The 22,746-nt window shown below is 43.9% G+C and carries 26 protein-coding genes and 2 pseudogenes; 3 read left to right on the plus strand and 25 right to left on the minus strand.

Annotated elements, in window-relative coordinates; translation table 11 throughout:
- Positions 1 to 57 precede the first annotated feature (57 nt).
- The 11 genes and pseudogenes from ridA to metG all read right to left on the minus strand — a co-directional run bounded on the left by ridA (position 58) and on the right by metG (position 10,236).
- Complete coding sequence (gene ridA / locus M654_RS00195; protein WP_026589824.1) at positions 58 to 435, minus strand: 2-iminobutanoate/2-iminopropanoate deaminase; 378 nt, start codon at positions 433 to 435, stop codon at positions 58 to 60.
- Positions 434 to 1,287, minus strand: a pseudogene (gene purR / locus M654_RS00200) (pur operon repressor); the annotation flags it as partial. The pseudogene purR and the gene ridA, both read right to left, overlap by 2 nt.
- A gap of 56 nt (positions 1,288 to 1,343) precedes the next feature.
- Positions 1,344 to 2,213 (minus strand): 4-(cytidine 5'-diphospho)-2-C-methyl-D-erythritol kinase, encoded by an 870-nt coding sequence (ispE, locus tag M654_RS00205; protein WP_026589826.1) that lies wholly within the window; start codon positions 2,211 to 2,213, stop codon positions 1,344 to 1,346.
- 186 nt (positions 2,214 to 2,399) lie between these two features.
- The gene (locus M654_RS00210; protein WP_026589827.1) at positions 2,400 to 2,585 is read right to left on the minus strand and encodes a small, acid-soluble spore protein, alpha/beta type; all 186 of its coding nucleotides are present in this window, start codon (positions 2,583 to 2,585) and stop codon (positions 2,400 to 2,402) included.
- A gap of 148 nt (positions 2,586 to 2,733) precedes the next feature.
- The gene (gene veg, locus M654_RS00215) at positions 2,734 to 2,994 is read right to left on the minus strand and encodes a biofilm formation stimulator Veg (protein WP_003178187.1); all 261 of its coding nucleotides are present in this window, start codon (positions 2,992 to 2,994) and stop codon (positions 2,734 to 2,736) included.
- Between the two features lie 324 nt (positions 2,995 to 3,318).
- Positions 3,319 to 4,194 carry a sporulation peptidase YabG gene (yabG, locus tag M654_RS00220; RefSeq protein WP_026589828.1) on the minus strand — a complete coding sequence of 292 codons (876 nt, stop codon included), beginning with the start codon at positions 4,192 to 4,194 and terminating at the stop codon, positions 3,319 to 3,321.
- A gap of 150 nt (positions 4,195 to 4,344) precedes the next feature.
- A complete protein-coding gene (gene rsmA / locus M654_RS00225) occupies positions 4,345 to 5,223 on the minus strand; it encodes a 16S rRNA (adenine(1518)-N(6)/adenine(1519)-N(6))-dimethyltransferase RsmA (protein ID WP_026589829.1) in 879 nt (292 codons plus the stop codon).
- On the minus strand, positions 5,216 to 5,776 hold the full coding sequence (gene rnmV / locus M654_RS00230) for a ribonuclease M5 (protein WP_026589830.1): 561 nt from the start codon (positions 5,774 to 5,776) through the stop codon (positions 5,216 to 5,218). Before rnmV ends, rsmA begins: the two co-directional genes overlap by 8 nt.
- Before the next feature lie 165 nt (positions 5,777 to 5,941).
- Positions 5,942 to 7,270 (minus strand): G5 and 3D domain-containing protein, encoded by a 1,329-nt coding sequence (locus M654_RS00235; protein WP_035428862.1) that lies wholly within the window; start codon positions 7,268 to 7,270, stop codon positions 5,942 to 5,944.
- Between the two features lie 116 nt (positions 7,271 to 7,386).
- Complete coding sequence (locus tag M654_RS00240) at positions 7,387 to 8,154, minus strand: TatD family hydrolase (protein WP_026589832.1); 768 nt, start codon at positions 8,152 to 8,154, stop codon at positions 7,387 to 7,389.
- A gap of 93 nt (positions 8,155 to 8,247) precedes the next feature.
- Positions 8,248 to 10,236, minus strand: coding sequence for a methionine--tRNA ligase (gene metG / locus M654_RS00245; protein ID WP_026589833.1), 1,989 nt, complete (start codon positions 10,234 to 10,236; stop codon positions 8,248 to 8,250).
- Between the two features lie 506 nt (positions 10,237 to 10,742).
- Between metG and M654_RS00250 the strand changes: the two genes are divergently transcribed.
- Entirely contained in the window at positions 10,743 to 11,033 is a 291-nt protein-coding gene (locus tag M654_RS00250; protein ID WP_085959887.1) for a transition state genes transcriptional regulator AbrB, read from the plus strand.
- Positions 11,034 to 11,082: 49 nt separating this feature from the next.
- On the opposite strand, the gene rsmI is transcribed toward M654_RS00250, so the two are convergent.
- The 13 genes from rsmI to M654_RS00315 form a co-directional block, all read right to left on the minus strand.
- Positions 11,083 to 11,958, minus strand: a complete 876-nt coding sequence (gene rsmI / locus M654_RS00255) for a 16S rRNA (cytidine(1402)-2'-O)-methyltransferase (protein ID WP_026589834.1) — start codon at positions 11,956 to 11,958, stop codon at positions 11,083 to 11,085.
- On the minus strand, positions 11,882 to 12,232 hold the full coding sequence (locus M654_RS00260) for a GIY-YIG nuclease family protein (RefSeq protein ID WP_051290501.1): 351 nt from the start codon (positions 12,230 to 12,232) through the stop codon (positions 11,882 to 11,884). Before M654_RS00260 ends, rsmI begins: the two co-directional genes overlap by 77 nt.
- On the minus strand, positions 12,219 to 12,962 hold the full coding sequence (locus tag M654_RS00265; protein ID WP_026589835.1) for a tRNA1(Val) (adenine(37)-N6)-methyltransferase: 744 nt from the start codon (positions 12,960 to 12,962) through the stop codon (positions 12,219 to 12,221). Before M654_RS00265 ends, M654_RS00260 begins: the two co-directional genes overlap by 14 nt.
- Before the next feature lie 56 nt (positions 12,963 to 13,018).
- Positions 13,019 to 13,381, minus strand: a complete 363-nt coding sequence (gene yabA, locus M654_RS00270; protein ID WP_026589836.1) for a DNA replication initiation control protein YabA — start codon at positions 13,379 to 13,381, stop codon at positions 13,019 to 13,021.
- 14 nt (positions 13,382 to 13,395) lie between these two features.
- Positions 13,396 to 14,223: a competence/sporulation regulator complex protein RicT gene (locus tag M654_RS00275; RefSeq protein WP_026589837.1), complete on the minus strand. Its 828-nt coding sequence runs from the start codon at positions 14,221 to 14,223 to the stop codon at positions 13,396 to 13,398.
- A gap of 2 nt (positions 14,224 to 14,225) precedes the next feature.
- Complete coding sequence (holB, locus tag M654_RS00280; protein WP_026589838.1) at positions 14,226 to 15,215, minus strand: DNA polymerase III subunit delta'; 990 nt, start codon at positions 15,213 to 15,215, stop codon at positions 14,226 to 14,228.
- A gap of 11 nt (positions 15,216 to 15,226) precedes the next feature.
- A complete protein-coding gene (locus tag M654_RS00285) occupies positions 15,227 to 15,667 on the minus strand; it encodes a YaaR family protein (protein WP_026589839.1) in 441 nt (146 codons plus the stop codon).
- A gap of 11 nt (positions 15,668 to 15,678) precedes the next feature.
- Positions 15,679 to 16,008, minus strand: a complete 330-nt coding sequence (locus M654_RS00290; RefSeq protein WP_026589840.1) for a cyclic-di-AMP receptor — start codon at positions 16,006 to 16,008, stop codon at positions 15,679 to 15,681.
- A gap of 74 nt (positions 16,009 to 16,082) precedes the next feature.
- On the minus strand, positions 16,083 to 16,718 hold the full coding sequence (tmk, locus tag M654_RS00295) for a dTMP kinase (protein ID WP_026589841.1): 636 nt from the start codon (positions 16,716 to 16,718) through the stop codon (positions 16,083 to 16,085).
- 2 nt (positions 16,719 to 16,720) lie between these two features.
- Positions 16,721 to 18,157 (minus strand): aminotransferase class I/II-fold pyridoxal phosphate-dependent enzyme, encoded by a 1,437-nt coding sequence (locus M654_RS00300; RefSeq protein ID WP_026589842.1) that lies wholly within the window; start codon positions 18,155 to 18,157, stop codon positions 16,721 to 16,723.
- Positions 18,158 to 18,291: 134 nt separating this feature from the next.
- On the minus strand, positions 18,292 to 19,410 hold the full coding sequence (locus M654_RS00305; protein WP_026589843.1) for a toxic anion resistance protein: 1,119 nt from the start codon (positions 19,408 to 19,410) through the stop codon (positions 18,292 to 18,294).
- 14 nt (positions 19,411 to 19,424) lie between these two features.
- Entirely contained in the window at positions 19,425 to 20,042 is a 618-nt protein-coding gene (locus tag M654_RS00310) for a 5-bromo-4-chloroindolyl phosphate hydrolysis family protein (protein WP_026589844.1), read from the minus strand.
- A gap of 181 nt (positions 20,043 to 20,223) precedes the next feature.
- The gene (locus M654_RS00315; RefSeq protein ID WP_442858869.1) at positions 20,224 to 20,385 is read right to left on the minus strand and encodes a sigma factor G inhibitor Gin; all 162 of its coding nucleotides are present in this window, start codon (positions 20,383 to 20,385) and stop codon (positions 20,224 to 20,226) included.
- Here M654_RS00315 and M654_RS24260 point away from each other — a divergent pair.
- Positions 20,350 to 20,454, plus strand: coding sequence for a hypothetical protein (locus tag M654_RS24260; protein ID WP_442858855.1), 105 nt, complete (start codon positions 20,350 to 20,352; stop codon positions 20,452 to 20,454). The genes M654_RS00315 and M654_RS24260 overlap by 36 nt on opposite strands.
- A gap of 184 nt (positions 20,455 to 20,638) precedes the next feature.
- A complete protein-coding gene (locus tag M654_RS00320; RefSeq protein WP_035428869.1) occupies positions 20,639 to 22,024 on the plus strand; it encodes an amino acid permease in 1,386 nt (461 codons plus the stop codon).
- Between the two features lie 335 nt (positions 22,025 to 22,359).
- Here the strand turns inward: M654_RS00320 and M654_RS24265 are convergent.
- Positions 22,360 to 22,437 (minus strand): annotated as a pseudogene (locus M654_RS24265) (hypothetical protein); the annotation flags it as partial.
- Between the last annotated feature and the right edge of the window lie 309 nt (positions 22,438 to 22,746).

Raw genomic sequence — 22,746 nt, forward strand, 5'->3', positions numbered from 1 at the left:
AAAATTCCAACAAAAAAAGATGGTTTTGTCAGCCAAAACCACCTTTTAACGATTCATCTATTTCACGAGTGCGATGACTTCAATTTCAACCAATGCATCTTTCGGGAGACGCGCAACCTCCACACATGATCTCGCCGGTTTATGTTCAGCGAAATACTGGCCGTAGACCTCATTAACCTCGGCAAATTGATTCATGTCAGCCAAAAACACGGTCGCTTTCACGACGGTTTCAAGCGAAGCGCCCGCTTCTTTCAGAACGGCTTTTAAATTGCGGAACACCTGATGCGTCTGTTCCGTGATGTCTCCATCGACCATTTCACCCGCCGGGGTCAGAGGAATTTGCCCTGAACTGTAAAACATATTATTGACGATAATCCCCTGTGAATATGGTCCGATTGCTTCCGGAGCTTCCTTTGTCTGAACAACCTTTGCCATTCTCAATCTCCCCATTCTTTATTGATTTTCTTCAAAAAATCGCGGAAAATTTCCGTTTTGTATTTCTACGTTTTTTTCCTTTATATCGATTTCTGAAAGGGTAAGAAGCGACATATACTCATCAACAAGCCGCTCCTGCACCCCTTGGGCTTCAACAAGAACGCCGATGCCAGCAACATGAGCGTTGAATTCATCCAGCAGATTGATCATGCCATTGATCGTACCGCCCGCTTTCATAAAATCATCGATGATCAACACGTGCGAACCCGTTTTTAAGCTGCGTTTTGCAAGCGACATCGTCTGAATGCGGTTGGATGAACCTGAAACATAATTGATGCTGACCGTTGACCCTTCCGTAACCTTGTTGTCCTTCCTGACGATGACCGTCGGCACATCCAAATAACTCGCTACGGCATATGCCAGCGGAATGCCTTTCGTGGCGACCGTCATCACGACATCGATTTCCCTGTCCGAAAAAGCTGAAGCAAAAATCTTCCCGGCCTTTGTTAACACTGATGGCTTTCCGAGGACGTCCGTCATATATAGATAACCGCCGGGCAAAATCCGTTCTGAATCGACCAACGACTCCCCGAGTGTTTTGACAAAGTCTGCTGCCTCATCAAGCTTAACCTTTGGAATGTATTTAACACCGCCCGCTGCTCCCGGCACTGTCTGAAGCGTTCCGATTCCCTGCTGCTCGAAGGTCTGCTTAATGATGGTTAAATCTTCACTAATTGATGATTTAGCAGATTGATACCGTTCTGAAAAGAAGGTTAATGGCACTAAGACATGCGGATGGGTCAACAAATAATTTGTCAGATCCACCAATCTGCCGCTTCGACGAAACTTCATGCACTTACCTCCAAAATCCGAATATTTTTAAAAATAATATAACTTAACATACGGATTTAATCAAGGTCATTTTGTTCTCCGATCATTCGGACAGCATATACCTGATCGCAAAACCCTCTTAACCCGTTGTAAATTCTCTGTACTTTTGATTCATACTGCACCAGTCCGAACACCGTCGGTCCGCTTCCGCTCATCAGTACCGCATCTGCGCCAAATCGTTTCATTTGATTTTTTATCATCGCCACTTCAGGGTGCATGTTCAATGTGACTGTTTCGAGAACATTCCCAAGTTTTTCACACATTTTATGAAAATTTTTCTCTTCAATCGCAGAAATCATACCTTGAACATCCGGATGTTCGATTTTGTCGAGCTTCAGCTGCTTGTACACTTCCGCGGTTGATACGCCGATCGTCGGCTTCGCCAATACAACCCAGCAGTGCGGCGGCGTCCCGATGTGGCGGATTTTTTCCCCCCGCCCTGTTGCCAGAGCCGTTCCCCCGTGAACGCAAAATGAGACATCCGATCCGATTTCCGCACCGAGCTCGGCCAGTTCATTCACAGAAAGCTTCAAATCCCACAGGCGGTTCAAACCTCTGAGGACAGCGGCTGCATCGCTGCTCCCTCCGGCGAGCCCTGCCGCCACAGGAATGACCTTTGTGATGAAAATGGAAACACCTTTTGTAATGGCGTAACGCTTTTTTATGAGCATCGCAGCCTGATAAGCAAGGTTTCGCTGATCGTCCGGTACAAAACGGTTATGTGAAGATACTGTCACTTTATCTTCTGCCAGCTCTGTTAATTCAATTCGATCCGCCAAATCGATCGTTGTCATCACCATTTCAACTTCGTGATACCCGTCAGAACGTTTACGGCGAACGTCGAGCGACAAATTAATTTTAGCCGGCGCCTTCTCTAAAATACGCAATCCAGTCACCTACTTCTCCATCTAAACATAAGTATCCACATTGTAACATATTTTGAAGTACAGGCGTACAAATGCATGCACAGCAGCAGGGCGCCGCTTTTTTAGCTCTGCTGGCAGAGGCATGGCCGCCTCGTAAAAGGCCCTGATAAAAAACGGAGGACAAATTGTCCTCCGGTTGTCACTGTTTTATTGATTTTGTCTGTTTTGAGCCATTTGCTGTTCGGCTAATTCGATGGCCCTCTTCACCATGTTTCCGGCGTCTCTGGCCCGAATTCCGCCCCAGCCCTCAGTTTTTACCGTATCGTAAAATCCAAGATCTTTAGCCAATTCATTTTTGAATTCCTCTGACATGATGCTTCGACGTCTGCCCATGCGAAACAGCCCCTTTCAAGTATCATACCATTCGTCTGACTCATCATAAAACGAGTGACATTCATTAGCTTTGCTTGATCTTTAGCAGAACTTGCCCGAAAAATATTGGATAAAACAAAAAAGCAGTAAACATGACGTTTACTGCTTTTTAAAGGGCTACTGAGCTCGTTTTATCGTCAGAAAATCTTAACTCAACCGTCTCAGTAAGAATATCGGCATAACTGTATGAAACTCTTTCAAACGAGTTCTCGTCTTGATCTAGTTGTATCACAAAAACAGAAGGGTACGTCTCAGCTAAAATGCCCGAACGCTCAATCGTTTTTCGGCGGCCTCCGTTTGCTTTTAACGTCAGCCTTTTTCCCAAATGTCCATCAAGCGATCTTTTAATATCGGACAACGTTTTCGCCATTGCATCCACCTCACTATATTCAGTATACACCAGAAGCCCATTTTTGTCAAATAAAATTTAAATTATATCAACGTTCATAAGCCTCTGTCAATAAAATATTTGTGACAAATTCTACATCAACTTTCCCTTATTTTCCTCATTTTTCGCTTATTTATGTATGCTTTTTAAAAAAAGGGAAAATTTATTCAAAAGCGAAGCAAAAAACCCGCACTTGCGGCGGGTTTTTATCTTATTGAGAAACGCTTATTTCTCCGCTGTTCACAGGCCGCTTGAGGGACCCGCATGTCCTCCCGGGCCAAGGTGGATGATCATCCTGACAACCCTTTAATCGTTTGCTTTATATGGCATCCCGATTCTTAAAACACCGCGTGTTTCAATGCCGCCGAGCCCTTTCTCCCGCGTCAGGGTATTCCTGAGCACCTCCCAGACGTTGATGCGGTCCATAAACGGAGTGAAGCTGATTTTTGCCACAATATAAACCGGATCAAGCGCATGGATGTTGACTCTTGAGGGTGAGCTTGCAAAATTAGCCCCGGCTCTGATCAATGATTCAAAATGGGACTGGCACGCCCCGGCAAAAATGACAAGCTGATCGAGATGGGGGATTTTTTTCCTCGCTTTTTGCACAGTTTCGATGAAATCTTTGGTGTGCCTGTAAGCGTCCAAATTGTCGATATCGCCCTTTTGCTTTGAATAGGCATCATGTCCGGTGATGACAAGGAGATCCGGACGGTATTCATCGATCAGCTCCTCAATAACGGAAGACATTTTCTTTTCATGACAATGAATCCCGTACACTGGAACGCCGATCTTTTCATACAATGTCAGGCACTTTTTTAAATAAGCTGAATCGCCATCTAAATGCAAAACCCTTCCAGGCAGATGGAAATATTGCTGTTGGGTGCTGTATTGATTTGTGGCGCGGTATTCGTGTTTGTCGCGAAGAAGCTTATAATCCTGGCGAAGCAGATCGAGGGATTCCTTCATTTTTGATTCTTCCTCCCTCTTTCTCATCTGCCGCTCAGCCTCGCGCACAATCTCCAGGTCAGACAAATTCGCATCAGCGATCAATCTGACTTCATCTCCGTGCAATACGGCGACAGGATCACCGTTTGCCGATTGATCAATTCGTATAATTCGAAATAATATATCCCTTCGATAGGATTTTCTGACAACCATATCGCCTATTTTAAATTGCATGCTTTTCACTCCACACATAGACTAAGCCCCATCATGATGAACGAAAAAACAATAATAAAGGTGCTTCTTTAGCCTATGTACCTGCCGTTCAAGTGGTGAACAGCTGGCAAGCCTCATCAGTGCGCCGCGCTTCATAAAAAAAGCCCTCCATCAAAGAAGGGCTTTCGATAAATGCTCGCTCAGAACGGCGAACTCTTCAATGCTGAGCGATTCTCCGCGCCTTTTGCCGTCAATCTGCGAGTCTTGGAGCGCTTTTTCAATATCCGCTTTATGCTCTTTGCCATTCGCCAAATTATTGACGAGATTGTTTAAAAGCGTTTTGCGGCGCTGAGCAAAACTTGCCTTCACGACCTGAAAGAAAAACGCTTCATTCTGAACTTGAACGGCAGGTTCTTTCCTCAACGTCAGCCTGATGACGGCAGAATCAACATTTGGCTGAGGTACGAAAACGGTTTTCGGAACGTTCATGACCGTTTTTGCTTCAGTGTAAAACTGAACGGCGATGGAGAGGGATCCGTATTCCTTTGAAGAAGGCTTAGCTGCCATCCGGTCTGCGACCTCTTTTTGCAGCATGACGACAATGCCTTTCAAAGGCAGATTCTCCTCTAAAAGCTTCATAATAATAGGTGTGGTCACATAATACGGCAGATTGGCGACGACCATGACCTCTTCACAGTCTTGAAACTGTTCATCCATCACCGCCTTGATGTCCGCTTTCAGAACATCCTGATGGATGACCGTTACATTGTCGTACGGAGAAAGGGTGTCCTTTAAAATCGGCAATAGCCTTTGGTCGATTTCAAACGCCGCCACTTTCTTCGCGCGTTTTGCCAGCTGTTCGGTCAATGCCCCGATCCCCGGGCCGATTTCAATCACGCCCGTTGTCCCGGTCACTTCGGCGTGGTCAACGATTCTGTCCAATATATTCGTGTCGATCAGGAAGTTCTGTCCCAAGCTTTTTTTAAATGAAAAACCGTACCGCTTGAGAATTTCCTTTGTTCTTATTGGGGTGGCGATGTCCTTATTCATTCTCTTCCTCCCGCAGCACTGCATCCAGCGCGCTTAAATAGTCACTCTTTTTAATTTGAAACATCTGCAGCCGTTTTTGAAGCTGCTTTCCGTTTGTGTATCCGATATTCAATATGTCGCCGAGCCGCTCGCGTCTTTGTTTCGCAAGCGGGCCTCCAATCAGGCCGGCTTCGATTAAATCCTCGGTCTTGATTTCCGGTTCCACCGCATCCATTTCTTCTTGAACGGTTCTCAAACAGTCGCGGATGCTTTCAAGCGAGGCATGCTCAACACCAATTCCCCGGTTGTTTTTAGGCTTTGCCAAATGCTTTGGCAAAAATGCATGCTTACAGCCCGGTACTTTTTCGGCAATCGTTTTTCTGATTTTCTCCCCCGGGAAATCGGGGTCAGTAAATATAATGACGCCGCGCGTTTTCTGAGCGAGCTGAATCCGCCTGATGACATCCTCTCCTATAGCAGATCCGTTTGTTTCTATTGTATCTGCATCAACAGCCGATTTGATTTTGGCTGTGTCATCACGTCCTTCAACCACAATAATTTCTTTAATTTTCATTTTTTCCTCCGAATGTCGAAAAAACTTATATTACATTTTTAAAAAAAACTGAAACCTTTTTGTAACAAAACCGTCTAATTAGATGAGAAACAAGATGGATCTATTATAACCAAAAAAACAGAGGGCGCAAAATCCCTCTGCTTGCTAAAAATAATATAAGTATATTTAGTTCAAAACCTTGATTTTAACTCGTTTGTTCCCCCACCGGTAAGCGGCGGACTTGTTCGGAAAGAATACATCAATTTTGCGGCCTTTAATGGCTGAGCCCGTATCGGCTGCGATCGCATAACCGTAGCCTTCTACATGCACTTTGGAGCCCAATGGAATGACGCTTGGATCTACAGCAATCACCTTGGAGCCCGGATTGCTTTTCAAATTCACGCCGGTCGCAGTATGGCCTGAGCATCCGTTACAGCTTGCAGTATACGCTGTGGATGATACATAAAATTCTTTTCCTGAGGATTGATTGCCGCGCGATACATTCGCGCTGACTTGCGCCACTGCTTTTCGTTTTGTTCCGACGGCGATCACTTTGGCTTTGCTTTCTGCTGTCGTTTCCTCTTTAATCAATTCCCTGGAAACTTCTTTGCCGTTTTTCATCACGACGGCATAATGCTTTTTAAGCTTGCCTTCTTTGCCGTGCTGAACGACCTTCTGTTCGCCCTTCTCCAGAGATGAATCTTCTTTCTTCTGGACGTCAAAAGGGATCTTTTCTTCCACTACATCGGTGACTTTTTTGATACGGGTGATGTAAACGTCAGCCTGATCTTTTGTCAGCTTCTTGTCTAGTGCAGGCTTGACTTCATCCTTATCGCTTATGCTGATCTTATGTTGTTTTAAAAAGTCAGCGACCGTAGTCGAAGTTGTCCATATATCTTTATGTTTACCGGCATCCTTTACGGTTACTTTAAAAGCCCTTTGCAAAGTCAGCTTCATATCTTTTTTTATTTCTTTATCAACTGAGGGGTTAATTTGATCGTGTTCCGCCAACTCAAGATTTAAATCTTTCAGAAGCTTGCCGACTGTGCCCGCTGTTGTCCATATTTTCTTTTCCTTCCCGTTTATCGTCAACTGAACGGGCTTGGCAGCAACATACTCAATGTTCATGTTGCCCGTGATTTTTGTATTTTCAGCGGGAGAAATAAGATCTTCTTTCCTCGTTTCAATATCCAAACTTTTCAGCAGCTCGCCTACGGTTTTAGCATGCGTGCGAACATCCTGCTTTTTCCCGTTAATAGATATTGAGACTTGCTGTTTAGCGAGCTCATGTACTCCGTAAGCAGTTCCGCTTCCTGCCACTAGCAGTCCAGCAGCAACCAGTATCCATCTGCTTTTGCTAAGCTTTACGGAAAACAGCTTTTTCATTTTTTGTATGATGAAAAACGCCTCCTTCTCCTCGGGGAGATTATATAGAGTATCTACAAGCCTGTCAACCCTCCTCTCTATTTTCTCCGCAAGCCCGCCATCTCTTTTATTATGGGAAAACACCCTCATAAAAGAAAGAAAGACTTGTCGACACAGATATCCTATGAGTGTAAACAGACATGTAGAACTTTTGAGAACCTTCTCCCGAAAAGACAAGCTTGCCCACAGGTCGATATCAAATGCTGTCAGTTAATGCCGAAAAGTTTTTTTGCATTCTCTGTAGTAAAAGCTGCCACTTCCTCATAAGTCAGCCCTTTCAGTTCAGCAATCTGCTCAGCGACAAGCTTGACATAGCTCGGTTCATTACGCTTTCCTCTAAAAGGATGAGGCGCCAAAAACGGGCAATCCGTCTCGATCAAAATTCGATCGTTCGGCACTTGTTTGACAACTTCTTTCGGTTTTTTGGCATTTTTAAATGTGACCGGCCCGCCAAAAGATAGGTAAAAATTCATATCGATGCATTCTTTGGCGATTTCGGCACTCCCGGTGAAGCAATGCATAATGCCGCCGACTTTTTCCGCCCCTTCTTCGCGCAATATGGATACAACGTCTTCAGTTGCCTCGCGGTTATGGATGACGATCGGCAGGTTGACCTCTTTTGCCAATGCGATTTGTTTTCTGAACACTTCTTTTTGAACGTCCTTCGGCGATTTATCCCAATGATAGTCCAGTCCCATTTCTCCAATCGCCACAACCTTTTCATGGGCCGAGAGCTTCTTGATCCATGCTAAGTCCTCATCCGTCATATCAATCGCATCAACAGGGTGCCAGCCGATTGCCGCATAAATGAAATCATAAGCATCAATCAATTCCATTGCGCGCGTAATCGTCGGCCGGTCAAAACCGACCACTACGATGTGTTCCACTTCTTCTTTCTTTGCCCGGGCAATCACGTCTTCCAAATCGTCGTTGAACTGCTCGGCATTTAAATGTGCATGTGTGTCAAATAACATGTAAACGCCACCTTTTTCATAAATGTTGTCGATAAAAACAAAAGGTGTTCGACGAAATGTTACACGTGAAACACCTTTTGCTATTGGTCTGATTTATTTAATACGTGTCCCGTTCGCCAGTGAACTGTCTACGGATGCCAGTGAAAGAAGACCTTGATCCTCTCCGGCTAAAATCATGCCTTGAGACAACTCGCCTCTTAGCTTGACCGGTTTTAAATTGGTTACGCAAATCACTTTTCGGCCGATGAGCTCCTCAGGTTTGTAGTGTTTCGCAATTCCCGAAACGACCTGGCGCTTTTCAAAGCCTAAATCGAGCTGAAGCTTCAACAGCCGGTCAGCTTTTTTGACAGGTTCCGCACGAATGACTTCAGCAACCCGCAGCTCCGTGCTCATAAAATCATCAATTGTAATCTCCGGGAGCCGTTCAGGCGCTTTCGCTTCTTTTTTCGCTTCTTCTTTTGGAGCCGCTCCCTGCATTTTTGCTTTAATATATGCGACTTCTTCCTCAGCATCGAGCCGCGGAAACAACGGTTCTCCTTTTTGAACCTGCACCGACTTTAATTGTCCGAAGCTGTCAATGCTATCCCATCCTTTTAATGAAGGATCGGAAATGCCCAGCTGTGAAAAAATCTTTTCAGGCGTCTGCGTTAAAAACGGCTGAAGCAGCACAGCGGTGATTCTCAGCGATTCAGCTAAATGGTACATCACAGATTGAAGCTCTTTTTCTTTTTCTTTATCTTTCGCAAGAATCCATGGTGCTGTTTCATCAATATATTTATTGGTTCTGCTGACAAACTGCCAGAGGGACGAAAGTGCAACAGAAAACTCCATGTTTTCGATCGCCCGCTCATACGCTTGAATCGTCTCTTTTGCAAATGAAGACAGCGATTCATCGTAAGCCGTTACAGGGCCTTCATAAGCTTGGATCTGTCCGTCGAAATATTTGTTGATCATGGCGACCGTTCTGTTTAAAAGGTTGCCCAAGTCATTCGCCAAGTCATAATTTATCCGCTCAACAAATCCTTCCGGTGTGAATACACCATCAGATCCAAACGGAACTTCGCGAAGCAGATAGTAGCGAAGTGCATCAAGGCCATATTTGTCGATCAGTGTCACAGGATCGACTACATTCCCTTTTGATTTAGACATCTTTCCATCTTTCATTAACAGCCAGCCGTGGGCAAAAACCTTTTTAGGCAATGGAAGGTCTAATGCCATCAGCATGATCGGCCAATAGATGGTATGGAAGCGGACGATTTCCTTGCCGACCAGGTGAACATCAGCCGGCCAATACTTCTGATAATTTTCATCATTTGCTGTATTAAAGCCCAGAGCCGTGATGTAGTTAAACAGCGCATCGATCCATACATAGATGACATGCTTTGGATTTCCCGGCACTTTGATGCCCCAGTCAAATGTCGTTCTGGAGACAGCTAAATCTTCAAGACCCGGTTTAATAAAATTGTTGATCATTTCGTTTTTGCGGGATTCAGGCTGAATGAATTCAGGATTCTCTTCATAGAAAGCGAGAAGGCGGTCAGCGTATTTCCCCATACGGAAGAAATAGGATTCTTCCTTGATCAGTTCAACGGGGTGCCCGCTGTCAGGACTTTTTCCGCCGATCACCTCGCCTTTTTCATTGCGTTCAACATCGACAAGCTGTGTTTCGGTGTAGAATGTTTCATCAGGGATGCTGTACCAGCCCTCATATTGATCAAGATAAATATCGCCGTTGTCGAGCAGCTTTTGAAAAACCTTTTCGATCACACTTTTATGCCGTTCTTGTGTGGTTCGAATGAAATCATCGTTGGATATATCTAGCTTTTTCCAGAGCTCTTGAATGTCTTCTGCCGCACGATCGACCAATTCCTGCGGAGTGATATTCTCCTTCTCCGCTGTTTGTTGGATTTTCTGTCCGTGCTCATCTGTTCCTGTTAAGTATCTTACATCAAAGCCCCGCAGTCTTTTGTACCGGGCCATCGCATCACCGGCAACGGTTGTGTAGGCGTGACCAATATGTAGCTTTCCACTTGGATAGTAGATCGGTGTTGTAATGTAAAACGTATTCTTTTCTTGCGGCATCATGGAACCTCCCAATTAAAATGTCAAAAAACTCCCGCCCAAAGGACGAGAGCGGCATGTGCATTCATTCACTATATACTCAATATATAATCCCTCTATATATGATACCATCTTAGCCTTTAAGTTCAAGAAAATATACATTGTCGACAAACAATGAATGCAGTCGATTACAATTTTTGATTTGAAAAGAAAAATTATACTTCGACAAAAAAATGCTTTCATTGTCGAATAATGTCGTATATAATCGATATGAAGAAAAACCTTAGTTCGAAAGTCTTGATTTAAGGGCATTTTTCAAGACTATAACTTGGTTTTATCATCTTCAAATCCCTTGTTTAATCAGTTCTCACAAGGTCTTTTGACTATATGATGTAATTTTTACAATCAATAGAAAAGAAAATGATTGACGTTTATTGGAAACCTTGTTATGCTAGGACTGTAAGGATTTTGTCGAATAATGACGAAGATAATAACACCTATTAAAATAAGAATCTTTCGGGAGGAGAATGAATATGAAATCTACAGGTATCGTACGTAAAGTTGATGAGCTAGGACGCGTGGTGATTCCGATTGAACTTCGCCGTACACTTGGAATCGCAGAAAAAGACGCTCTTGAAATCTATGTTGACGACGAAAAAATCATCTTGAAAAAATATAAACCAAACATGACTTGCCAAGTAACAGGTGAAGTTTCTGATGACAACCTTAAACTTGCCGGCGGTAAATTGGTTCTTAGCCCAGAAGGCGCTGAGCAAATCATCAACGAGATTCAAGCACAACTTCAATCTCAAAAATAATTATTTTGATTATACAAAAACCGTTCTTGCGGAAGCAAGAGCGGTTTTTTTAGTTTTGTATATGGTAGGCTTCATAAATTTTTCGTTTGGGAACGCTTCGGTCGGCAGCGGTTTTTTTGATCGCTTCTTTCGAATGGAGTCCTTTGCCGATATAATATTCAACATGTTCTTTTTCTGATAGATTCTCCCACCAAAGCGCTTCTTCGACAACCTCTTCGCCGGCCCCTTCAATCACAAGGCAAAATTCTCCGCGCACTTGCTCCTGCTCGGTCCATGCCAGCACTTCTTCGATCGTCCCTCTTATAAATTCTTCAAATTTCTTTGTCAGCTCTCTTGTCACGGCAATGTTGCGGTTGCCAAACACATCGTAAATCGCCGTCAGCGTTTCCTTGAGCCGATGGGGAGATTCGTAAAAAATCATCGTTTCCCGCCTGTTTTTCAACGCCTCAAGCTGCTTTTTTCTTTCGCGTTTATTCCGGTCCAAAAAGCCGAAAAAGAAGAATGGCTGGGGAGCGATGCCCGAAGCGATCAGCGCGGTCATAGCCGCATTCGCCCCCGGCAGAGGCACAACGTACCCGCCGATCGCGATAAAATCGCGGACGATTTCGGCGCCTGGATCAGAGATTGTCGGCATGCCCGCATCGCTGACCAAAGCGACATTTTTCCCATCCTTCAGCCATTCCAAAATTTTATGTCCGCTGCTTTCTTTGTTATGTTCATGATAGCTGACCAGCTGTGTTTCAATTTGATAGACATGGCACAGTTTCTTTGTCTGCCGTGTGTCCTCCGCGGCGATGACGTCAGCCTCTTTCAATGTATCAATGGCCCGAAATGTCATATCCTCCAAATTACCGATTGGCGTCGGCACGAGGTATAGAATGCCCATCTCTGATTGTTGAGCAAAGCTCTTTTGTCGATTGATGATCAACAGCCTCCCTTCGTTTTTGCTTTTCTTCTATATAATGTTCTTTGTTTTTTCTCGATAATTTTTTGAAATAATACTCAGCTTGCATCGCCTCCCGTTTTGTTGGAAAGCGCTCCGCATAATGGAGCGTGACCGGCAGCCTCGCTCTTGTATATTTGGCGCCCTTTCCGTCATTGTGGGTTTTCAGTCGTTTTTCGAGATTGTTCGTATAGCCCGCATATAAGCTGCCGTCGGCACATGACAGCACATAAAAGTAATGATCATTTGTCTCCATATAAAATCTTCCTTATCTCGTTTGTATATTGGTCATTCTCGTCATATACAAACAGAGGAGACAAAATTTTAAGGTCGGGCCTGCCGTCTTTAATGCCTTCCACCAGAATGGTATTAGCTTCTTTGCTCTGTTTCGGATAAACGAATTGCACACGTTTCGGTTCAATCTGATATGCCTTCATTAATTCAAAGATTTCGAGCAATCTGCCCGGCCTGTGAACGAGAGCCAGCTTTCCGCCTTGTTTTAAAAGCTTGCTGCTGACTCGAATCACATCTTCCAGCGTGCAGTAAATTTCATGTCTGGCTATAGCCAGGTGTTCATTCAGGTTTTGCTCCGTTTTTTGCGGAGTTTTAAAATAAGGGGGATTGCAAGTGACAACATCAGCTTTGTTATAGCCAAGCACCTGCGGCATATTGTTCAAATCATCCCTGATGAGATCAATCTGCTGTTCCAGATTGTTGTAGGCCACACTGCGAAGCGCCATATCATAAAGCCTTTCCTGGATTTCAACCCCGGTGATGTCCGCTTTTGAACGGGTGCTGAGAAGCAGGGGAACAATCCCGTTGCCTGTGCATAAATCAATGATTTTCCCTTTTTGGATGGGAACATAGGCGAACTTTGACAGCAGCACCGCATCTAAAGAAAACGCAAAAACCGTCGGACTTTGCACGATTTTCATATCTTCTGCCAGCAAATAATCGAGTCGTTCATCATCTTTTAATTGAATCATGTTTTTTCCCTTTCTGTCCTGTGAAAAGGGCTTCCGTCTGCCGGAAGCCCTTGCTTTTATTTTTTATTTAAAAACGACAGGCAGAACAGACAGTCTCCTTCTTTGCGGACGCTTCCGTAGTGGATATTGCAGATGTGGAAGCCCTCCTGATACAGGCGCGCCAAATTATCGTGGCCCTCTCCAATATCAGCATGCCCTGTCTTTTCCGCTTTTATCTCTTTCTCATCCGCTTTTGCCGCATTCAGCCTTTGATCTGTCTCTTCCAACCGCTTTCGCAGATGTTCGTTTTCCAGCTGCAAATGATTATTTTCTTCGATCATTTCCCCGATGTGCTGCTTAAGGTCTCCAAGCTGCCGGTACAGGGATCCGATTTGTTCTTCTAAACTTATGACTGTATCAAACAATTCTTTTTTATCCAAGGTTTCACACCTCGTCAATCTGTGGTTTGTGCAGATACGACACCTTCTTGCAACAGCTCATCCCACGTGTATTCAACGACTTTTTCACAATCTGTCAATTCGACTTGCAGGATGCGTTCGAGAATATTCAGTCCGACGACCTTTGCCGGTCCGTTGGACGTGGCGATCACTTCTCCGATATCCGGAAGCTGTTCTTTGGCTGTTTCGTATTCATCGTTTTCGTATTTCAGACAGCACATCAGCCGTCCGCATAGACCGGAAATCTTCGTTGGATTAAGGGACAGATTTTGGTCTTTTGCCATTTTGATAGAAACCGGTTCAAAATCGCCAAGAAACGTCGAACAGCACAGCATTCTTCCGCAAGGCCCGATGCCGCCCAGCATCTTGGCTTCATCTCTTACACCGATCTGTCTCAGTTCGATTCTCGTTTTAAAGATGGATGCCAAATCCTTAACAAGCTCTCTGAAGTCCACTCTTCCGTCGGCCGTAAAATAAAAAATAACCTTGTTTCGGTCAAAGGTAAACTCGACATCGACCAATTTCATTTCCAAGCCGTGTTCATTGACCTTTTTCTGGCATACGTCAAAGGCGGAAAGTGCAGCTTCCTGATTTTCTTCCACAATCAGCCGGTCGCGTTCATCCGCCACCCTGATCACTTTTTTCAACGGCAGCACAACGTCGTTTTCGTCCACCTTCTTATTCGCGATGACAACCTGCCCGTATTCAACGCCGCGAACCGTTTCAACGATGACGCAGCTGTCTTTATCTATCTGAAATCCGTTTGGATCAAAATAATAAATTTTGCCCGCTTTTTTAAAGCGAACACCTATGACGTTATACAAGCTTATCCCTCCTGCAGCATTAAAACCAAGTGCTCCATTAAACCTTGGGCATTCACATTGGAATAAAGCCGTTTTTTTGCTTCTAAAACAGCAAGAATCTGGTTTGTCACTCTTTGTTGTGTTGATTGCAGCGCGTGCTGTTTTAATGATTGGAATAAGTCCTGAAATAATATTTTATCTTCATGTCCGATCTGAATAGACAACACATCACGATATATAAATAAAAGCATATCAAGACCCATTTCTTGATGGTCTTTCTCCTTAAAAAAGGGCATCCACTGATCTTGAATATAGAAAAAAGCATGTCCTTTTCGCTGGTGTAAGACTTCATACAATTTTATCACTTTCGCTCTCGTCTCTGCAAACTGATCATTTCGACTTAATTCGAGCGCTTCCGATAAATTGTTGGTCATATTCGACAAAATCGCAGCAAGTTGCTGTGTGACGCCTTGCTTGATCAGCTCCTTTTCAATCGATTCGGGCAAAAGCGATTGAAAAGACAGAACCTGACACCGCGATATAATCGTATCAAGCAGCTTGTGCTGCTGTTCCGTTAAAAGAATGGCTATCGTATCGCTGTTCGGCTCTTCCAAAAATTTCAGCAGACTGTTGGCCGCATTTGCCGTCATCTGGTCTGCATGGGAGATAATGTACAGCTTTTTATGCGATTCCAAGCCCGTTTTTGAAAATTCCTCTTGAAGAGCCTGAATCTGTCCTTTTTTGATGGATAAGCCATCAGGATGAACGACGTGTACGTCAGGATGGTTGCCGGAAGAAATCCGCTGACAGTTTCGGCAGGATTCACAAGGTTCCGCACCGTTTTTCAGACAAAAAAAACTTTTCGCCAGCAATATGGCCGCATCCAGCTTGCCTGTTCCTTTACGGCCTTCAAACAAATAAGCGTGTGCAAGACGATTTCTTTCTATACTGTTTTGCAAAAGCTTCATGACACGCGGCTGAAGCTTTTGCATGTCTGTCCAGGTTGTAGCCATACCATCACTCTCTATGTGTAAAGGTTTATCAATAAACCCTTTATTTCCCCAATTCGTTCCAACAATTCGATAGAGGGCTTTTCTTGATCCATTAATTCCTCTGTCAACTGTACAAGCTTTTCGTCAAGCTCCTTGACGATGCTTAGCGTTCTGCTGTTTCCGTATAAATCGAAACTCCTTGAATTCTCAAGCGTTAAACCGTTTTCCACGGCTTCTTTCACAAAACGTTTGATCAAGCCTTTAAATCTTGCCAAGTCCTTGAAGTTTCTTGATTTCTTCAGTCTTTTGCCAAACGTTTCGATATCGGTCAAAAGCATCGTCAGCTGTTCAAACCTGAGCTTACCGCTTTGTATATTCATCTTTTCCTTAAAAGAAGCAGCAGCATTTTCTCCTCTGATTGCAGGAGCCTGCTGTTTTTCTATCATCGTCCGCAGTTCTTGACTTATTTTCATATCCTCAACCCTTAAAATTGATGGAATTGCTCAATTGGCAGTACAAAAACGGTTGCTCCGCCTACTTCAACTTCAACCGGATAAGGAACATAAGAATCCGCATTTCCTCCCATCGGAGAGACAGGCGCAATCAGCTGATCCCGTTTGCTTCCGTTTTCTTTTATCAGACTTAACGCTTTATCCACTCGAATATCATCAACGCCCATCATGAAGGTGGTGTTTCCCGATTTCAGAAAACCGCCGGTTGACGCCAGCTTGGTCACGCGGAAATTATGATCGGTCAAAGCCTTTAAAAGCCGATTGCTGTCTTGATCCTGAACAACAGCTATAATTAACTTCATATGAAAAGCCTCCTTTTGATTGGAAACGCCTAAGGATATTCTTGTTTCCATTATAACAACGATTGGTAATCAGGTCACAGTCGATTTTTTAACGCTTCATTAATAATTTGATTTACCCTTTTTAATACATCTTCAAATGTCTGGCTGGCGTCAACCGTTTGAAAACGGTCGGGAAACCGTTTGATCGCCTCTTGGTAGCCTTCCTGAACCCGCTTGTGAAAGTGAATTTGTTCAAGATCGAGACGGTTCTTTTCCCGGTCTTCATTTGCATTGATCCGTTTGAGGCCTTCCTCGGGTTCAATCGCAAAGAAAATGGTCACATCCGGCATCATACCGCCGATCGCAAACTGGTTGATAGAAAGAACTTCGTCCATTCCAAGTCCCCTTGCATATCCTTGATAAGCCAAGGAGCTGTCGATGAACCGGTCGCACAAGACGATTTGCCCCTTATCAAGGGCGGGTTTGACTTTTTCAACAAGGTGCTGCCTCCTTGCCGCTGCATATAAAAGCGCCTCTGTTTTAGGGTCCATATCCGTATTTTTCGGATTAAGAATGACTTCGCGAATCTGTTCGGATATGTCAATGCCTCCCGGTTCTCTTGTTGCAAGAACGGAATGGCCGTTTTTCATCAATATTTGGGCTGCGGCCTCAAGGACGGTTGTTTTTCCTGCACCTTCAGGACCTTCAAAAGTAATAAATAAACCGCTCATGATTACTCCTCTTCTATATAGACAGTTATTTGTTTATCCTCCAAGTGAACGCCTCCCTGAATGTGAACATTCAGGTCGATAAGCCGTGACAACTGGCTGATGCTCTCTTCGGTTATTCTTTCCCCCGCCATGATCAAAGGAATGCCGGGCGGATATGGAATCACCTGCTCGGCGCTGATTCTGCCGGCAGCCCTGCTCAATGGCACCGCCTCTTTTTTCAAAGAGGAAAGGACGCTTTTTTCAAAAGGCAAGGTGGTGATTTTTTCTATAGGCAGCTCGATCCGGGATCGGCTTTGCTTGGCGGCCGGCCAGTGATCGATTCCCTTTTCAATCTTCCTGATGAGCTCCGGTGTGAGTCTGCTTTTCCCCTCCAGTGGAAGGATGAACAGCACCTGCTTTTCATCTGCTAACTCGGGATGGACCCCGTTCGCCTCAAAGATGCTTTTCAATTCATAGCCGGAGTGGCCATGAAGCGACCTGACACAAAGCTTCAAAGGGTCCTGCCGAACGCCGGGATCAGCCGGTTCTACGATTTCCAGTCCTTTGATTTTGAAGAAATGCTCTTTTATTTCATTGATCCCTTTTTCAATCTTTGTTATTCTATGCGATTTTATGATCTCCTCGGCATAGGCCCTGGCTAAATCCAAAGAAGCCATAATCGGATAGGAAGGGCTGCTGCTTTGAAGTACGGTCACATAATGCTTCAGCCTGTCCCTGTTGATTCTCCCGCTGTTGAGGTGAAGGTAGGAGCCCATTGTCATCGCCGGCAGCGTTTTATGTGCTGACTGTACGACGGCATCCGCACCGGCTTCTAATGCCGGCTGGGGAAATGGACGGCCCAATATAAAATGGGCGCCATGGGCTTCATCGACTAAGACAGGTATGTCATGCTTATGGGCTTCAGCGATAACGGGTTGAAGGTTGACGGCATGTCCGTAGTAATTAGGATATGTCAGCATCAGCCCTTTTGCCGACGGATGCTTTAAAATCGCATCTTGGACGGTCTTTTGCAGAACATGGGTTGGAACATCAAGCGCATCATCCACTTCAGGCGTCAAAAACACCGGCTGGGCGCCCGACAGTTCAACCGCATGAAATACCGACTTGTGGCAATTTCGCTGAACGAGCAGGACATCACCCGGTCCGCAGACTGAAAGAATCATGGCCAGATTGCCGACCGTTGATCCGTTAACGAGAAAAAAACTTTCTTTTGTACCATAAAGCTCTGAGGTTAAATCCTGTGCTTCCTTTATAACACCTGACGGCTCATGTAAATCATCAAGACCCGTCAATTCGGTGACATCGATTTTCAGGATGGATTCAAACAGGGTTCTCGCTTCATCAAAAAAGACATCTCCATTGTGATGTCCCGGAACGTGAAAAGATTGATGATTTCCTTCTGCATGGTGAACCAATGCTGTATATAAAGGTGTTTTCATGTATACCGATCCTTTTATGTAAGCCCGGAAATCCTTCCCGGCATCTCTCTTTATTCAAACATCTCTCATCAAGTGGATGCTGACCTTATTATACCTTTGAAAATGCCTGACTTAAAGGAAGACCTTTTGGAAATTTACCGATCGTCTTTCATATTCATAAGCTTCATTTTAAAATCTCCCTCAAGCTGCCTTATTTTTTCTTCAGCCTTCAGCCGTTTTGCCTGTCCCTCTTCTTGAATGTTGAGGGTCTCTTCAATTATGCCGATTAAGTTGTCCTGCACTTTTTTCAAGGTTTCAATGTCGACGAAGCCGCGTTCTTTCTCTTTGGCGATTTCAACTGAATTGGCTTTCAGCATCTCTGCATTTTTGATGAGAAGCTCATTTGTCGTGTCGGAGACTTGCTTTTGCGTTTCTGCAGCGCGGTGCTGCCTCAGCAGGGCAAGCGCAATAGCCACCTGGTTTTTCCACAGAGGAATGGCTGTTATAATTGAAGACTGGATCTTTTCGGCCAATACTTGGTTTGTATGCTGAATGAGCCGGATTTGCGCCGCGCTTTGCAGCGTAATCTGCCTGCTCACTGTTAAATCGTAGAGACGTTTTTCCAGCCGGTCGGCAAACTGAATCATATCGTTTATGTCGTGGGCGGCCATATGATGCCGCTCCGTTTTTAGTTCTTCCTTCAGCTTGGGAATAATTTTTGTGTGCAATTCCTCCAGTTTCAGCCTTCCGGCGGCAATATAAATATTCAACGCCTCGTAATATTCCCGATTCTTTTCATAAAGCTGATCAAGCATTTTGTGATCACCGATCAATGCTGTTCTGGAATATTCAAGCCTTACACTGATTCTGTCAATTTGGACGGCAGTTTTTTGGTACCGTGATAAAACCTCTTGGACGGAATGGGAACCCCCTCCGAAAAAGCGGGAAAAGAAGCTCCGTTTTTTCGGCTGCAACTCATCAGGGCTGACCTGCTTAAGCTTTTTCACCAGCTCTCCTAAAACGTTTCCGGTCTCGCCTGCATCGTTCTTTTGAACATGCTCCAAAAAGGCATGAGAAAAATCAGCCAGTTTTAATTGAGTTTGAGCTCCAAATTGTGTGATGCTCTGGTGATTTTTCGGATCAATCTGTTCAGCCAGCTGTAATGCCCGCCTCCGGTTTTTTTCAGACAATACATCTGCTCCTTGTCCATAAGGATCGACAAGAAGATCACGTCCTGCTACGACCTTTCGCTGTGAAGGATTGGATTCAGTCATTCATCTCTCCTCCTTCAGCTTTTCTTCAACGAATTTTTGGCGACATCCAGCTCAAATTCCAGGTGTTCGATATCCGATTTCAGCAGGCAGTAAAGGTCTTCTTCCAATTGTTTTGCAAGCTTGTCAATTGTCATTCGCGTTTCGCTCAACGACACTTCCAGCTTCGCATTCCGCTTTGGCTGTGAGGCTAACAAAGCATATTTTTCTGTCAATTCAACAATTGAATCAAGGTGTTGATAATAAAAGCGTTCCACTTGATAAAAACGCTTCGGCTCTTTCTTTGTGATCGTGTAAATTCTTCTGACGATGCGCAAAATTTCAAAATTCTGTTTTATCGTTTGGATATGTCTCACTGCAAACAGCGCTGTTCTTAAACGGGCTATTTTCTCTTTTGCTTCCCGCAAATTTTGTTTAATATAGGCATATTCGCGTCTTGTAAGCTGATTGTCTCTTAAAAATAAATAGGTTCCATACCACTTTCCCCCGGCATAAATGACAGTCCAAGCTCCTGCCGCATAAAGAGAGGACAGGAGAAATGTCTGGTCAAAGGCAAAGAAACTGGTAAACCAAAGGAATACGGACATTGTACTTGCGGTTACAGTACGAAGTAAAAAGCGACAAATCGGTTTCATCACATCATCTCCTCCTCATCCATTCTTTCATAAGCTAAAAAGCCGCTGTCATATATCAAAAAAGACATCTCAATCCGATGTCCCGAAACAATCCGCATGTTTCCCATCTTTATTATACCGTGCTCTGATAGGATCTGAAAGACTCCCGATCGATAGGCAAAAAAAAAGACCTTGAAACGGTCTAAGAATACAATGGCGGTGTGCGGAGACTTTTTAATTTTTTTACATAATCAGAGTATTGAGGGTCAGACGTTGATGTCGATATAATCTTTTTTTCGCAATCTTCACATAAAAATTTAGTATAAAGGTGAATTCCTTCGCTTTTTATTTGTTCACAAATGATACACGTTTCCCCATGATCAGACTTACTCATCCATTCCACCTCCATGGTATAAGTATTTCCAACCTTTAATATTTGTATACAAAATTAAGAAAGTTTTTGAAGGTTAGATCAGTATATGTAGGCGCTGGGCATTAGGTGTCTGTATCAACGTCATCTATGTGCGGATTTTCCGGCAAATGAGCTTGACCTGCTCATGATAGAATTCGGGAAAATGGAAATAATACCTTTATCGATTTTAAAAGGACTGAGTCTGATGAAAGATCCTCATCTCATCAAGCAAACCGTAAAACATCAGCAGGCAAAACAAGCAGCGCAGGGAAAGGGGCCAGAACTGAAATGGTGGCAGCTCTCTCTGATTGGCATCGGCTCCATTATTGGCGCAGGCTTTTTTTTAGGGACGGGACTATCGATAAAAACCGCTGGTCCTTCTGTTTTACTTGGCTATATGATAGCCGGTCTGACAACTTTTTTTGTATTCAGCGCACTCGCGGAAATGACCGTCAATGATCCCCAGGCGGGCTCATTTCGAACCTACGCCAGAAAAGCATACGGTCACCCGATAAGCTTTATGTCTGGCTGGATGTATTGGCTGGCGGGCATCTTTATCATGTCCAGCGAAGTCGTTGCACTTGCCACATTCACACAATTTTGGTTTCCCTATATTCCATTATGGGTTTTTTCAATCATGTATTCCGGGTTGGGAATTGGCATCAATCTTTTGGGAGTCAAAAACTTTGGAAAAATCGAATCTATATTTGCTATCATCAAACTTTCAACTTTAATTGCGTTTGTATGTTTTGGCCTTTTGTTTGTTTTTGGTGTGGTCAACCCGAAGGATGCTGCAGGGACTGCATCGGTGGCTTTCGGAGCGCTGTTTCCAAATGGCGTTATCGGTTTATGGTCAGCGCTTATTTTTGTCTTTTTTTCTTTTGGCGGTATTGCTGTTATCGGTGTCGTATCATCAGAGCTTGAAAATAAAAATGAAATTCCCAAGGCGGGGTTTGGATTGACGATTCCGCTCGTCTCCATCTACTTGGCAGCCTTGCTGCTGATATTTCTTATGGTGGACTGGACAACCGTTAACGAGTCGGAAAGTCCATTTGTAACCGCACTGGCAGCTTTTCAAATCCCTTATATCGATTCAATATTTAACGCCATCATCATTAGTGCAGCATTTTCAACAATGGTCGGTGCATTGTTTTCAGTAAGCCATGTCATGATTTCTTTAGCTCAAGATGGCGATGCTCCTAAAGGCTTACAAGAAAAAAACAGCCGCGGCATTGCTTTTAAATCACTCTCGCTTACGGCTTTAGGATTATGTATTTCGATTTTTTTCTCGTATCTGTTACCAAGCAATATGTATGAGTATATCACCACTTCCGCCGGAGTTATGCTGATTTTAAATTGGATCATTATCCTGGCTTCTCATATTAAACTCCATCCAACATATCAAAATAAAACATCATTTAAAGCATTCGGATATCCTTTCACTTCATACTTAGGCATCGGTTTTATTTTGCTGGCACTCTCCGGCGCTATGATTCATACGAGCGAACGAATCGGCTTATTCATAAGCGTTGGCCTGTTATTCGTCATTTTTCTTTGCTATAAAATCATTTTCCAGGTGAGAAAACAATAAAAAAGACCAGCTTATTTAAAGCTGGTCTTTTACATTGCTTGGCGGCGTCCTACTCTCACAGGGGGAAGCCCCCAACTACCATCGGCGCTGAAAAAATTTAAACAACGCTGCCATTCGAGTACACTCCCACCAGTACTTTAGTCCTTAACTTTTTTAGCATATTCAAAGTTTCATAATTACAATTAGAGTATCATTTGAAATTATATAACAAAACAACGCGGAAATCTCTTTTCCGGATCAATAATTTATCATACCTTAATTTCGCTTTCTCTGCCTTTTTTTCCGATTTTGAATGAGTGGTGAATGTGCTGAATGTCAATCATTTTCCCTCTCCTTTATAACAATTTTGTCTTTTTATAAATGGCAAAATAGCTGATTAAAAAGCCGATGACAGCGCCCAGGATCCTCCCAACAGACTTCCGATAATAATAGCGCTACCCATATACAAAACGAGCTGATAATGGATCAGCTTGTCTTTTCGTAAAGACCAGAGAGCTGAAAGGGTGGCAGAAAAAGTTTGGATGACAATGATTCCGGATACTTCGTGGGATGTGTAGGCCGCAAATCCGAGCGCTGGAGGAATGTACAGAAGCATACGGATACAGATTCGATTTCAAAAAAGCCCCTTCTCTCATTCATTTTTCTTAAGCATATCTGAATATGATATAAAAATCGAGCGCTTATTTATTTTACCAGCGTTCATTATGGTAAAGTTAACACAG

Origin of the sequence: Bacillus sp. NSP9.1 (assembly GCF_000465465.2) — a bacterium.
Lineage (GTDB): Bacteria > Bacillota > Bacilli > Bacillales > Bacillaceae > Bacillus > Bacillus sonorensis_A.